Consider the following 14,249-nt stretch of genomic DNA (forward strand, 5'->3'; position numbering starts at 1 on the left):
TAGCATATTTTTTGCCCCCTACAGAGCACATGGACAGAAAGAAATTCATTAAGACAGGCATTCTCGCGGTATCAGGTTTTTATTTCCTTAATTCTAATATGTTTCAGGCCGTAGAGCCCAGAACAGGAAAACTGGAAAAGGAAACTATAAACGCCCCCATACTTATTATTGGCAGCGGGTACGGAGGTGCTGTTTCTGCCCTTCGGCTCTGTGAAGCCGGAAAAAAGGTCATTATGCTGGAAATGGGCCTCAACTGGGAAAAATCAGGGATTCCATTTTCAAATATGCTGAAACCGGGGAAAAGTGCTGCATGGCTGAAAAAAAAGACCATTGCGCCATTCATGAATATTTTTTCTCTGACTCCTTTTACAGGAACCCTGGACAGGATGGATTTTGAAAATATCAATATCTGGGTTGGCAGAGGCGTTGGTGGCGGCTCTCTTGTCAATGGCGGAATGGCAGTAACTCCGAAGGAAAGTTATTTTAAAGAAGTATTTCCTGATCTGGATGCTGAAAAGTTCTATAATCACTATTTTCCTTTGGTACATAAAGAACTGAAGGTAAATGTTATCGGTGAGCAGTTTTTAAAGGATTGTCCTTATTATAAATTTACGAGAGTGGGTGAAGCAGAAGCCCATAAAGCAGGCTTTAAAACCGTGCGGGTTCCGAATGTCTATGACTTTCAGTATATGGAAAAGGAATACAGAAATGATGTCCCCCGCTCTGCTTTTAACACGGAAGTAATCTATGGAAATAATCACGGAAAGAACAGTCTGGATAAAACGTATCTTAAAAAAGCCCTGGAAACCGGAAATCTTGAGATCCTGGACCTTCACTGTGTTGAAAATATTAAGCTTAATGATGATAAAACCTATACTTTAGAAGTTCAGCAAACCGATACTTCAGGAACTGTAATTTCTGATAAAGTATTCAATTGCAGAAAGTTGATTCTGGCTGCCGGAACAATGGGAACTTTAAAACTGCTGCTACATTCTCATGCAGTTCATGGTTTTCCTATTCACGAACAGGTTGGAAAAAACTGGGGGAATAACGGTAATTTCATGACCGGAAGAAACTGGGTAAAACCACTTTCGGGTGGAACAGGTTCCAAACAATCGACCATTCCTGTGGGTGGTATAGATAACTGGGATGATAAGGAACATCCTTTTTTTACAGAAATCGCTCCGCTTCCGATGGGAATGGATGTGGCAACGGCATTGTATCTGCTGATCAACCGGGTGGATAAAAAGGGAGAGGTTTCTTATGACAGCACAAAGAAAAACCTCAGTTTGGACTGGAACCAGAATCATACAGCTAAAATGAGGGAGAATGCTGATTATTTCATAAAAAAGATGAACAGAGCCAATGGCGGAACGAGAAGCCATTTCTTATTTAATAACGGTTTCGGTGCAGATGTGTGCTACCATCCATTGGGCGGCTGTGTTTTGGGTAAAGCTACGAATGAATACGGAAAATTAAAAGATCATGACAATCTTTATGTTCTGGATGGATCTTTGATTCCGGGAACTATTGGTGTCAATCCGTTTGTGACAATCACTGCTATTGCAGAATACTGTATGGAAAACCTGATTACGCAGAATGAATTTGTCTGACATCAGGGCATGGATTTCACCTCAGCAAGGTACTTCCTGATATCATGTTCATGTTTTTGTGGGTATTCAAAATCAAGCTTCTGTGCCAAAGCCGTTCCCAGCTCATGTACAAGATCAGCAGCAGCGTATAGGGCATGCCAGTTATCATTAATATTGCTGCCTGAAAATGTAGCTTCTACTCGTTCCCAGAGTTCCGCAGAAAGATATTTTCTGAAAAGGCGGCCGTGTTTATTGGTCGTTATATTTTTCCAGTCGTGAAAGCTGGCAATATACCACTCGATGAGAGGGACCAGATAATCTGCCCTGATCACATCTTCGGACATGAATTTAGCATAAAACAGATCTCCGCGTTTAAGACATTTTGCCACATAGGTTGTATCCCACCAGAAATCGTTCATTAATTGCTGAAATCTTTGTTCTGTTGGCTTCTGGATCATAACAGATTGATAGGTTGGAGACTTCAGGTTTTTAGTAAGGTTGTCTTTATCAACCAGAACTTTATAGCCTACGTCCCAATCTTCCGGAAGCTGCTCTTTCTGTACCTCTTTTAAAAACTCTGATCTCTGATAAAGTTTAAAATCAACCTTCACATGATCGGCGTACAATACCATTTTCATGGCATGTTTTCCGTCAAAATAAGTCTCATTTTCCTCTACCATGGAAATAGGCTCACCAAAAAGATAAATCCATTTTTTATCAGCCTCGTATTCCTTCATGTTTTCAAAAACCAGCTCTACATCAAGATCACTTAAATCATCTACAGGTGCATAAGGATTGACCAGTGAACTGGTCAGCAGTACAACGTGAATATCAGGATTGTTTTCTGCCCAAATAATGATCTGTTCCAGTTTTTCTTGGCGTACTGTCATGTTTTCTGTTAATACGATTCTGATATTTTCACTCGGTAAACGTCCAGAGAATTTCTTTTAATAGACTCCACAAAAAAGCCTCCTTCTTCCGGAATAACTTCTTTGAGGTCGAAACTTTTACAGTCTCTCGGCAAACCGGAAAACACTAAAGTAAACCAGAAATCCCGCATAAACGGAACAGCTGTCCAGTTGGGATAGATCGTAATATTCTCAGCATGGATCAGCTTACTTTTATGGTCAGACTGGTTATCAAGAAGATAAGTGGAGTTCCAGATCCTGATCAGATTACCCCAAAACGGTGATGCAGGAAAACAGCAGTGTACAATAACCTGCTTCTCCTCTTCTATTTTGGTTTGAAGAGATTCCAGGAGTTCTTTGGCAATAACGGGCTTTACAATTACTTCTTCCACCTTTATAACAATGTCAATTGTCAATGGTGAATAGTCAATTTTTAGAATTCACAATTGACTATTCACCATTGACTTTTTTAATATTCTAATTCCAGTTTTTCTTTGGTATAATTTCTTACTTTCTCTGTAAGCTCAGGATTTTGGGCTAATTTTTGTCCATACGAAGGAACCATTTCCAATAACTTCTCTTTCCATTCTCCGTTTAATTTTTCAGGGAAGCATTTCTCGAGAACATTCAGCATGGCATATACTGCTGTGGAGGCTCCCGGAGAAGCACCAAGCAATGAAGCGATGGTTCCGCTTTTATTTACAACGACTTCGGTTCCGAATTCCAGCTTTCCGCCTTCTTTTTCGTCTTTTTTAATGATCTGTACTCTCTGCCCGGCTACTTTCAGTTCCCAATCTTCTTCTTTGGCATCTTTGATGAATTCTCTCAGGTGCTGCATTCTCTGGGATTTCGTCATCGCCACCTGCTGAATAAGATATTTAGTCAGAGGAAGATTATGCCACCAGGCACCAAATAGTGATCTTAAATTTTTTGTATTAACACTTTCAGGCAAATCCAGATAACTTCCTTCTTTCAGGAATTTTGTAGAAAATCCGGCAAAAGGCCCGAAAAGAAGTGCTTTTTTACCATCAATAATTCTAAGGTCTAAGTGAGGAACAGACATTGGCGGAGCATCTACTGTCGCCTGGGTGTATACTTTTGCATGATGCTTTTCTACCAATTCCTGATTATGACTCACGAGCCATTGGCCGGAAACAGGGAAACCTCCATATCCTTCGCTTTCTTTGATATCCGAGCTGCCCAGCAGCGGAAGCGCATACCCTCCGGCACCAATGAATACAAAATCAGCAACTACTTCCTGTTTATGATTGTGGATTCTGTCTTTCACCTTCATTTCCCACTTCCCGTCTTCTCTTGGATCAACGTCTTTTACTTCGTGATACAGGAATACCTCAACATTAGAATCTTCCAGCAAATGCCTTCCCATTTTTCTGGTTAATGTTCCGAAGTTAACGTCTGTACCCATATCCATTTTGGTCGCTGCCATTACTTCAGACTGATTTCTTTTGCTCATTACCAAAGGAATCCACTTTTTAAGCTGTTCATGATCTGTAGAGTATTCCATCCCGGAAAACAATACAGATCCCGCCATTTTTTCATGACGTTTTCTAAGATATTCAGCATCTTTTTCACCAAATACCAAGCTCATGTGGGGGCAGGAATTGATAAATTCTTTAGGATCTTTAACGTATCCCTGGGTAACAAGGTAAGACCAAAACTGTTTTGACATTTCAAACTGCTCTGCGATACTTTCCGCCTTAGAGATATCAATACTTCCATCCGGCTTTTCAGGAGTATAATTTAGTTCACAAAATGCGGAATGCCCTGTTCCTGCGTTGTTCCACGCTGCTGTACTTTCTTTTGCAAACCTTCCGAGCCTTTCAAATATGGCGATCTCAAGATTTGGATCAAATTCATGAAGCAGCGTTGCTAAAGTGGCGCTCATAATTCCGCCGCCTATCAGTACAACGTCATATTTTGGTTTCGGTGTTCTGCTTGTAAGCGAGTGTGGCATAATTCTAAATTTTACTCAAATTTCGGGAAAAGTTTTATAAATAAGGATGGGTTTAACGATTTTAACACGTTAATTTTTTGTGCTTAAACAGTTTTCTAACAGGCAAAAAAATTCTATGGAAACTGTCAATATTGCACTATCGAAATAAGTAATCGGATTATCTCTTTATTATTTATTATAACTTTTATATTTTAGCTTATAATTTGCAAATATCAATTCATGAACGCTTTTTGAGATATTTGTTTTAATATTTAATAACATGTTTGAAAAGAAAGTGTACGTTCAACGACGTTCTGTGTTAAAATCGAAATTAAATTCCGGGATATTGCTCTTTTTAGGTAATGAGGACAGCCCTATGAACTTTAAAGATAATATATATCACTTCAGACAGGACAGTACCTTTCTGTATTATTTTGGAATTAATGAACCCTCACTGGCAGCCATTATCGACCTGGATGAAGATGAAACCATTCTTTTCGGAAATGAAATGAGTATTGATGATATTGTGTGGATGGGCAGGCAAAAAACGTTAGCAGAAAAAAGTGCAGATTCCGGCTTATCAAATATTCTTCCGCTGGATCAGCTCGACATTTACCTCAAAAAATACCAGGGAAAAAACCGTACCATTCATTTTTTACCCCCTTACCGTCCGGAAAATAAAATTAAACTCGCAAATTGGTTTGATATTCCTATTGATCAGTTAAAAGAACGTTCGTCACTAAGTTTCATAAAAGCTATTGTTGCACAGCGTTCAATAAAATCGGCTGAAGAAATTACAGAGCTGGATCGTGCAGCATCGATATCAGCTGACATTCATCTAATGGTAATGCAACAGGCAAAACCAGGAATGTATGAGCGTGAACTTGCCGCAAAAATACAAAGCGAAGCATTGACTTCAGGAGGTAATCTGGCTTATCCCGTCATTCTAACGGTTCAGGGTGAAATCCTGCATAATCACTATTATGGCAATCAACTTAGGGAGGGTCAATTAGTCTTAAACGATTCCGGAGTGGAAACCGCTTTAGGATATGCCGGAGATCTTACCCGTACTTTCCCTGTAGGCAAAACATTCAGTGCAGAGCAAAAGGATGTTTATGATATCGTACTCAGTGCCTATCATCATGCAAAAGGTCTTTTGGCACCTGGTGTCAGGTATCTGGATGTTCATTTGGCTTCGTGCAAAATACTGGCACAGGGCTTAAAAGACATCGGCCTGATGAAGGGTAATATAGAAGATGCTGTACAGGCTGGTGCCCACGCTATGTTTTTTCAGTGCGGTACAGGTCATATGATGGGTCTGGATGTTCATGATATGGAAGATCTAGGTGAGCAATACGTAGGATATACTGATGACCTTGTTAAAAACACTACTCAGTTTGGCCTTAAATCTTTAAGGTTGGGTAAAGCACTGGAAGCAGGTTATGTGTTAACCGTTGAACCGGGTATTTACATTATCCCGGAACTTATCGACCGTTGGAAAGCGTCTAAGCAATTTGCTGAATACATCAATTATGATAAACTGGAAACATTCAGAAACTTTAGCGGCATCAGGGTGGAAGACGATTTTCTGATTACGGAAAGCGGAAGCAGAATGTTGGGTAAACATTTGGCTTTAACTACTGAAGAAATCGAATCGATCAGACGCGAGGCTTATTAAAAAACAGAATATTTTTGAACCATTAAGATAAGCTTCGCTTTAAGTGACGCTGAATTAAAAATCTATTTGATTTTTCTTAATGAGCCTTAATCCCTTTAGTATTCTTAATGTTTCAAATGTATGGTGTTTGGTTACCCATTTATAGTTATTAAGTTCAGTCTCATTTCCGGCAGCTTGATTTCTAATCTTTATTTCGAAGTCTGATCACAAAAATAAAAACCTTCATTCACTTAAAGCGTGAATGAAGGTTTTTTATTTTTAAATTGGTGGTTAAACCGGATTTAATTCAGTTTTGCCGTTAATTTTTTAAACTGTTTTTCTGCATTTTTACCTTCATAAAGGATAGCGTAAACCGTATCAATGATTGGCAGTTTCAGATGTTTCTGCTTAGCTGTTTTATAGATGGAATCTGCTGCATAATACCCTTCTGCCACCATGTTCATAGACTGGATTGCTGATTTCACAGTATATCCTTTTCCGATAAGGTTTCCTAAACTCCGGTTTCTTGAGAACAAAGAGTATGCTGTTACCAGCAGATCACCCAGATAAGCGCTTTCGTTAACATCTCTTGGGGCTTCATATACGGCTTCCAGGAAGATTTCCATTTCACGGATCGCATTGGAAACGAAAACAGCAGTGAAGTTATCTCCATAACCCAATCCGCTTGCTATACCCGCACCGATCGCAAAAATATTTTTAAGGATGGCACTATATTCATTTCCTAAGATATCTTTACTTGAATGTACTTTGATAAAATCTGAACTGAAAATTCCTTCCAGCTTGTCAGCCGTTTCATCCTCCACGGCAGCAACGGTAAGGTAAGAAAGTCTTTCCATAGCGACTTCTTCTGCGTGGCATGGTCCTGCAATAACAGCCTGGTTTCTGAAACCTATTTTAAATTCATCTCTTAAATAGTGGGCTACCACATCATTTACTTTAGGAATAATTCCTTTAATGGCGGAAACAAAGATCTTATCACCATATTCACAGGTCATTTTATCCATTGTGTCCGACAGGTAAATGGAAGGTGTTGCCAATACGATCACGTCGCAGGCACTCACCAACTCGTTGATATCTGTTGTAAGTTTCAGACTTTTAAGATTAAAATTAACTGCTGTAAGATAGGAAGGGTTGTGCCCGCGGAGTTCAATAGCTCCTTTTACAAATTCACTTCTTACGCACCAGTGTACTGTTTTACAGTTTTCAACAAGCATTTTTACGATAGCGGTTGCAAAACTTCCGCTTCCTACTACTCCTACAGAAATGTCTTTCTTATTCTTTTTTGGATGAGAAGATTCTGAAATTATTTTCTTTTTAGCCATAATTGGAATGTGAACTGCAAATATATTAAAACATAGACGGAACGCAGACTTTGAGGCTATGATAAAAACCACTTTCTGAAAAAATTAACACTTGAACACAATTAAATATCTAATCAGACGTTAAATACAGAAAAAACTAAGTTTTATTTAAAAATATGCCTCAAATAGTATTTTTAATTAAATTTGCACGCTTAAAACCGTTTTGTAATATACTAAGAGAAGAAAAATGAAGAAATTTCTAAACAGCAAGAAGAACGTAAACATTCTCCTCGGAGGACTTTTGCTAGTAGTTTTTGCCCAGGCCATCTTTATCGCCAGGTTATTTTCTGAAAAGGATGACAAGATGTATGAAGTGAACCTTGTCAAAATAAACACTGAAAAAGACAGTGTAGATTATTTAAAAATGAAAACAGATCTCACTTTGGTAGATCAGACTGTAGCTGAACTTAATTCATTCCTGAGGTCCAAAGACATCGCCAACGAAAAAATGATGATCCTTAGTAAAGACAGTATCTCGAATTCTGTATATCTGGCAAAGCAGGCCAACCGCTACAGCCAATATCTGATGAATCTTCAAAAAAAGCTGATGGAAGTTCCCCTAGGAATGCCTACCGATGGATATATCTCCTCTAATTTCGGCATCAGAAAAAATCCAATTCCTTTTAAAACCGTATTTGCTTCTGTAAAACCTAGTGCCGCAGAATCCAAACCTATGGCTGCTGCTGCACCAAAACCGGAAGTAAAAGCTGAACCCGTTGAGAAAATCATTGAATTAACAGACAGCTACGGAAATAAAAGGGAAGTAAAAGTGATGGTTACCCCAAAAGCTGCTCCGGTTGCGACCACACCACCTCCAGCTGCTGCATCAACAAAAGCTGTTGCCGGCAATACCTCAACGAAAGCCCCAATGGAAAAGAACAATCCACCTGCTGAAGCCGATCAGATGCAGTTTCACAAAGGGCTGGACATTGCGGTTGCTTACGGCTCGGATGTAAGAGCTGCTGCTGCAGGAACAGTCATTTTCTCCGGCCAAAAAGGCGGTTATGGCAACTGTGTTATTGTATCTCACGGAAATGGGCTGGCTACACTTTACGGTCACTTATCCCAGCTGGTTTCAAAAGTAAACGATAAGGTAAAGGTAGGACAGATTATTGCCAAATCCGGGAATTCCGGGCGTTCTACGGGACCCCACCTTCATTATGAAGTACATAAAAACAATACTCCGGTGAATCCGAAACTGTTTATGAACTTATAAAAAAATGGCTGTCTGTTCTGACGGCCATTTTTTTGATATTATTCAAGGACTAAAATCTGTGGGAGATTGATTCACACAAAAACTGCCATCATGTGACGGCAGTTTTTTATTTATTATTTCAGAATTTTAAGGGTTCCTTTCAGGTGAGTGAACGATCCGTTAGGTTCTGCAATATTGGTGTAGATTATATTCTTATTATAATCCTGAACATGGGTAACATTAGAACCTAATTTAGGTTCGTGCCAGTATACCATAAATACATTCTTTGCTACTTCTACAGCAGTGTACTGTACGGTATCTGTATTGCCTTTCCCAATTCCTGAAACTCCTGTAAAGGACATTTCTTTGTTATCTTTAAAATCCAGAATGAATTTAAGTGTTCCGAAATCAACTTCCACTTTGTTTCCTATCGCCGGATAAGGAGACTTCAGATCCCAATTCATTTCGCCAAAGAAAACTTTTGCTCCCATTCCCAGCTCATCTTTTCCATGAAGATCAGGATATTTTTTAACCATAAAATCTACAACAGCAGAAGACGTTTTGTTTTCAGTGACTGCTTTTTTATAGGTTTCCAGATAGTTTTTAACGAAATCCAGAGATTGTGGAGACAAAGACTGTTTTGCAAAATGAGAAGGAACTACCTGTTCAGGTTTTAATGCTTTCATCGCATCAATTTGTCCTATCCACTGATCAATGGTTTTGATATTCTGAGTGTCTGCCATCCAGATATGGGAATCTACGGAAACAGAAATACCGCCAGCCACTGTTTTTAAAGATGGGATCCACACAAAACTGTGAGCCGGATCTTCGGCAATCTGTTTTATCTCGATCTTATTTCCTTCCAGGTCCGGAATTGCATTGGCAGCTTCCGGAATAATAATTTCTGAGGGAGCATCTTCTTTTAGCTGTGGTTTCCATACGGCCATTTTTTCATCTTTGGATGCGGATATAAGGTAGGCAGTCTGTGCTGTTGAAATGATCTTTGCATTGGGAAATGCTTTTTTAATGACATCTAAACCAAAATAAAAATCGGGATCACTGTGGGAAATAAAAACTGTTTTCAGATTTTTTCCTGTTGCCTTGATTTCTTTCACCAATTGTTCTGCATACTGCTTCTGAAACTGGGCATCAATAAGCACAGCGTCTTTGTCACCATAAATAATGGTGGATGTAATAGGAAAAATAGCCTTGGGGCCGGGATTATAAACTTTAATCTTTACATTCCCTGCAAACACGATGGTTACAAATCCCAGCAGTGCCAGCAGTGATAATAATTTCTTTTTTAACATTGCATATTTTTTAATGAATTAATAAGCTGCTGTGAAACGCTCGCGGATATGGTTATTTTGTTCCAGTTCGTCTACCAAAACTGCAGCTACATCTTCTACAGAAAGACGGCTTCTTCCGTTTTCATCAAAAACAGGAGTTTCTAAAGAGGTTCTGTACTTTCCTGTTCTCTCTCCTACATTCGCCTGATTCATTTCAATGGCAGGGCTGAAAAAAGTCCAATCCAGTGTACTGTTTTCTTTGATTTTGTTTAAATAATCTCTTGCTGCTGTTGCTCCCGGTTTGTAAGCTTCAGGGAAATCCGGAGTATCTACGATCTGTACGTTGTCCGGAGTGTAAAGGCTCCCCGCTCCCCCAACTACAATAAGTCTTTTTACACCTGACTGCTCTACTGCTTTTTCAATATTAATGGAACCGTTCAGGAAATCGTTATAAAGATTTGGATTGGTCCAACCTGCATTGAATGCACTGATCACGGCATCACTTCCTTTTAAAGCTTCTGCAAGTTCTTCTGTATTGTTTACGTCAACACTTTTTGCGGTTACATTTTCCTTTGATTCTACTTTAGAGGCATCTCTTACCAAAGCTTCTACAGCATATCCTCTTTCTGCTAATTCATTAACTACTTTTTTTCCTACAAAACCGGTCGCACCGATTACTGACACTTTTTTCATAATATTTTATTTTAAAAATTAAATTGTAATAAAACTTGTTACATTTTGGGTTAAAAAATTTTATTCGAACTGCTCCGAAAATTCTTTCAGGGACTTATCGCCTAAAAACTGAGTAACCAACTGATCCGTTTCTTCAAATAAGCTATTTAAATGGATATTGATCTCTTTACCAACACTGCATGCAGGATTGGGATTCTGATTTTTTTTGCCTAAAACCTCTGTATTTTTTACAGCTCTGTAAATCTCTGAAATACTGGTCTGTTCTGCATTTTTGGCAAGTTGGCTTCCCCCGTCTTTTCCTTGTCTGCTGGCAATCAGGCCTGCTTCTCTCAATACGCTGATCTCTTTTCTTACAATCGCCGGATTGATATTGATGCTGCCGGCAATCCATTCAGAAGTGAGCCACTCCTGAGGGCTTTTTGCCAATAAGGTCATAATATGTATTGCCGTAGCAAATCTTGTATTGTTCATTGTAATTACAGGACAAAGGTAAACAAATTTTTAAATGTAACAAATTTTATTACAGTTAAATTTTTCTTAAAGGATTAATTTATCCAGATCCAGCAGCAGATAATTGATGTTCTGATTAATGGTTCTTGTTGCAGACTGCATCTGATTGAGCATGGCAGCACGGTTATGAAGATCATCTGCCCTGTAAAAGCCTCCATCACTGAAAATCACGGACTGATCCGCTTCCGCTTTATTGTCATCAAACTGATAATGAAGCCATCTTTCCTTCATATTACCAATTATAGAATGTGCTTCTTTATTGGAAAATTTCTTTTCTGTATACATATACCAGATGAATGGCGGAAAATTCGGAGATTCCAGTTTTCCTCTCCAAATATCTCTCAGCAGGTTTCTCTGATGGATAAATTCTACTTTTTTGCCTTTCGGATTAAGGGTTGCAAGCCCGAAACCTGCTCCCAGAACCCCTCCACTGATGTCAACGGCATTGCTCCAGCCTCCATCACTGATGATTCCTCCGGCCACAGAGGCAGCCGCTCCTGTTACAATAGAAAGCAGAATCAGCTTATTATTTTTGGAATCGTTAAGATTATCCACATAATTTCCTATTTGCGCCACTCTTTCTCCTTCACAGTCAAATTCCGCAGCAACGGCATCCAGTTCTGTAAGGGCAATAGTGATTTTGCTGTTGATCTTGGTTTTAAGCTGCAATACTTTAACCTGGGAAGCAATGGATGAGTCTTTTTTAAGATCAATAATTTGATGAACCTCATCCAGATTATCCAAGGCATTCAGAATAAGGATACTCTGATCGGAAAACAGGCCCTGTAGCTCTTTATTGGCAGCCAGAATAGAATCCGAATTATAGGATGGGATTCTGTTGCTGTAATTGTATTTGAAAGGTGCTTTACAGTAACTGTCCTTCAGCGTAAGGATATTTTGCTTAATCACCTGATTCTTTTTGGAGACACAGGAAGCTAACAGACTGAATACTGCCAAAAAGTAAAATAGTTTTTTCATTCAGTTTATATTTTTTGCTTTGGGTAGTATTGTTGGGTAACCGCAAAGGCGCAAGAGATTAATGGTTTACTTTTTTAAAAGGCGCAAAGATTTTATCTCCGATAAAATTTAAAACTGCATATTTTGTACACCATTTTCCGGGGTTCTCTGAAACCTTAAAAAATTACAACCATCTTTTTCTTTTATAATTGATCAACACGAATATAATACAAATAAAAAAAATTACCTGAAATCAGGTAATTTTTTAAGCTATTTTTAAGCAGGATTATTTTATATCCAACAGTTCCACTTCGAAAACCAGTGTAGAATTCGGTCCTATTTCTTTGCTGATCTGCTGATCCCCATACGCTAAATGCGGAGGAAGGATCAGTCTCCATTTACTTCCAACAGGCATTAACTGAAGAGCTTCTGTCCATCCTTTAATTACTTTATTTAAAGGGAAAGATGCAGGAGTTCCTCTTTTTACGGAGCTGTCGAAAACCTTACCGGAAATAGTAGTTCCGTGGTAATGGCACTTTACTGTGGATTTAGGCCCTGGTTTCGGACCATTTCCTTCGGTAATGATCTCATATTGCAAGCCGCTCGGCAACTGTACAACACTTTCTCTCTTACCATATTCTTCCATATATTCTTTACCGTCATTAAGATTCTTTTCGGCAAGTTCTTTTTTCTTTTTAAATAACATATCTGCTACTCCCATTATTGATATTTTTTACAAAGATAAGGGTTTTGGGGAGAATGGAAGAGGGAAGCTGGAGGATAGAAGTTATGGAGGTAGATGGGCAGGGATAATAGTTAAGATGTTGCTGGTTGCTGGTTTAGAATATAATGAAGAAAAAATTTACATCACCACCAGCTAATGGGTAAATAAAGAGTTCTTCCATCTTCAGGCTTCCATCTCCCCTCCTTTCAGCTAAACCACAGACTAACAACAATTTCCATCCCGATTCTTCCATCTTCTCTTTCCAATCTCATTCTCTGCCGGAAAATTCAAACACTTTTAACACTGGGTTAACACAGATTCGGAAACTTGGCGTTATAATTGGATTTAAAAACTAAATGCCACAACCACTAAAATATAATAAGAAGTTTGATGAGCTAAATGAAGAGGAAAAACAACTTCTCGAAATCAATAAAAAGTCGATTGCCGACTTTGTTGAACAGTCCTCTTCTATAAGCGATGTCAACTATGCTACCAGAAACGCTCATGCAAAAACGTATGCAGCAGCTGATGGCACATTCATTATTGATAAAAATATTCCTGAAGAACTTTTTCAGTTTTTTGACGGTGAAAGATTTGACCTGACCATAAGGATTTCGAATGCTAATCTGAAGATAAATACGACTGAAAAAGATATTCCCGCCTATGGATTCGCAGTAAAAGTAAAGGATGAAAACGGTGATCTGATCGCCAATTTTCCACTTGTTAATTTTCCTTTATTTCCTACCAATTCGGTTTCTCATTTTCTGAAACTGTTTACTGCGGTCAACCGGTTGTATATGAAAAAATGGAGAGGTATGTTCTCGCTGGCCGCTCAGGCTGTTAAGATGATTCCTTATTTTTTTACGCTGTCTTTTTTCAAAAACATTATAAAACTTCTGGGCAAAAGGAATGATTTTATTCTCTCTTTTGATTATCATTCTGTGGGCGCCTACCGTCTCGGTGAAAATATGATTAAGATAAAGCTGGTTCCAAAGTCCGTCAATAAAAAATTTGGCAGGAAACTCAAGATGAAAGATGCCTTGAAAAGCTATTTTCAGGATAACAATTATACAGCAGAGGTCTTTATACAGTTTTGCTATGACCTGAAAAGCCAACCAATCAACCGGCTGAATGTCGAATGGAAAAATTCTCCTTACATTAAGATTGGGGAAGTGATCATCAACCAGGGAGCACTGCTTGATCCCCGAGACTGTACCAATGAGTTGCTTTCATTCAACCCATTTGAAAGTAAACCTTTTTTTCAGCCTGTGGGAAAGATACAGAAACTGCGTGATGAGGCGTATAAGGTTTCTTTGCAGACGAGAAGGAAAATTAATAAGCTGCTGAATAAGCATCAATAAATCAGGGCTTTATTTTTAACTGGATTT

Annotated in this window: 13 protein-coding genes; 4 read left to right on the top strand and 9 right to left on the bottom strand. The window is 38.7% G+C overall.

The window, feature by feature from the left end; all coding sequences use genetic code 11:
* The first annotated feature begins 29 nt into the window (after positions 1–29).
* Positions 30–1,613 (top strand): GMC family oxidoreductase N-terminal domain-containing protein, encoded by a 1,584-nt coding sequence (locus tag V6R96_RS17655; protein WP_336379750.1) that lies wholly within the window; start codon positions 30–32, stop codon positions 1,611–1,613.
* A 2-nt stretch (positions 1,614–1,615) separates the two neighbouring features.
* Here the strand turns inward: V6R96_RS17655 and V6R96_RS17660 are convergent, their stop codons facing one another.
* From V6R96_RS17660 to mqo, 3 genes are read right to left on the bottom strand one after another with little or no spacing between them, the layout of a single operon-like run.
* On the bottom strand, positions 1,616–2,482 hold the full coding sequence (locus tag V6R96_RS17660) for an AadS family aminoglycoside 6-adenylyltransferase (RefSeq protein ID WP_336379751.1): 867 nt from the start codon (positions 2,480–2,482) through the stop codon (positions 1,616–1,618).
* An 8-nt stretch (positions 2,483–2,490) separates the two neighbouring features.
* Complete coding sequence (locus V6R96_RS17665; RefSeq protein ID WP_336379752.1) at positions 2,491–2,916, bottom strand: hypothetical protein; 426 nt, start codon at positions 2,914–2,916, stop codon at positions 2,491–2,493.
* Positions 2,917–2,969: 53 nt separating this feature from the next.
* Positions 2,970–4,475 carry a malate dehydrogenase (quinone) gene (mqo, locus tag V6R96_RS17670; protein WP_111959126.1) on the bottom strand — a complete coding sequence of 502 codons (1,506 nt, stop codon included), beginning with the start codon at positions 4,473–4,475 and terminating at the stop codon, positions 2,970–2,972.
* 259 nt (positions 4,476–4,734) lie between these two features.
* On the opposite strand from mqo, the gene V6R96_RS17675 reads away from it, so the two are divergent.
* Positions 4,735–6,132 carry an aminopeptidase P family protein gene (locus tag V6R96_RS17675; protein ID WP_336379753.1) on the top strand — a complete coding sequence of 466 codons (1,398 nt, stop codon included), beginning with the start codon at positions 4,735–4,737 and terminating at the stop codon, positions 6,130–6,132.
* Between the two features lie 281 nt (positions 6,133–6,413).
* Here the strand turns inward: V6R96_RS17675 and V6R96_RS17680 are convergent, their stop codons facing one another.
* The gene (locus tag V6R96_RS17680) at positions 6,414–7,454 is read right to left on the bottom strand and encodes an NAD(P)H-dependent glycerol-3-phosphate dehydrogenase (protein WP_111959122.1); all 1,041 of its coding nucleotides are present in this window, start codon (positions 7,452–7,454) and stop codon (positions 6,414–6,416) included.
* A gap of 226 nt (positions 7,455–7,680) precedes the next feature.
* Between V6R96_RS17680 and V6R96_RS17685 the strand changes: the two genes are divergently transcribed.
* The gene (locus tag V6R96_RS17685) at positions 7,681–8,709 is read left to right on the top strand and encodes a peptidoglycan DD-metalloendopeptidase family protein (RefSeq protein ID WP_336379754.1); all 1,029 of its coding nucleotides are present in this window, start codon (positions 7,681–7,683) and stop codon (positions 8,707–8,709) included.
* A gap of 113 nt (positions 8,710–8,822) precedes the next feature.
* Here the strand turns inward: V6R96_RS17685 and V6R96_RS17690 are convergent, their stop codons facing one another.
* The 5 genes from V6R96_RS17690 to V6R96_RS17710 form a co-directional block, all read right to left on the bottom strand.
* The gene (locus tag V6R96_RS17690; protein ID WP_336379755.1) at positions 8,823–9,998 is read right to left on the bottom strand and encodes an MBL fold metallo-hydrolase; all 1,176 of its coding nucleotides are present in this window, start codon (positions 9,996–9,998) and stop codon (positions 8,823–8,825) included.
* A gap of 18 nt (positions 9,999–10,016) precedes the next feature.
* Positions 10,017–10,670: an NAD(P)-dependent oxidoreductase gene (locus V6R96_RS17695; RefSeq protein ID WP_223558393.1), complete on the bottom strand. Its 654-nt coding sequence runs from the start codon at positions 10,668–10,670 to the stop codon at positions 10,017–10,019.
* A gap of 60 nt (positions 10,671–10,730) precedes the next feature.
* Positions 10,731–11,141, bottom strand: a complete 411-nt coding sequence (locus tag V6R96_RS17700; protein WP_336379756.1) for an Rrf2 family transcriptional regulator — start codon at positions 11,139–11,141, stop codon at positions 10,731–10,733.
* Between the two features lie 66 nt (positions 11,142–11,207).
* Positions 11,208–12,158 (bottom strand): hypothetical protein, encoded by a 951-nt coding sequence (locus tag V6R96_RS17705; protein WP_223558392.1) that lies wholly within the window; start codon positions 12,156–12,158, stop codon positions 11,208–11,210.
* A 265-nt stretch (positions 12,159–12,423) separates the two neighbouring features.
* Positions 12,424–12,858, bottom strand: coding sequence for an FKBP-type peptidyl-prolyl cis-trans isomerase (locus V6R96_RS17710; RefSeq protein WP_111959114.1), 435 nt, complete (start codon positions 12,856–12,858; stop codon positions 12,424–12,426).
* 359 nt (positions 12,859–13,217) lie between these two features.
* Between V6R96_RS17710 and V6R96_RS17715 the strand changes: the two genes are divergently transcribed.
* Entirely contained in the window at positions 13,218–14,222 is a 1,005-nt protein-coding gene (locus tag V6R96_RS17715; protein WP_223558391.1) for a catalase, read from the top strand.
* Positions 14,223–14,249: the final 27 nt, after the last annotated feature.

The sequence above is a fragment of the Chryseobacterium sp. CCNWLW53 genome, from assembly GCF_037083525.1.
Lineage (GTDB): Bacteria > Bacteroidota > Bacteroidia > Flavobacteriales > Weeksellaceae > Chryseobacterium > Chryseobacterium lathyri.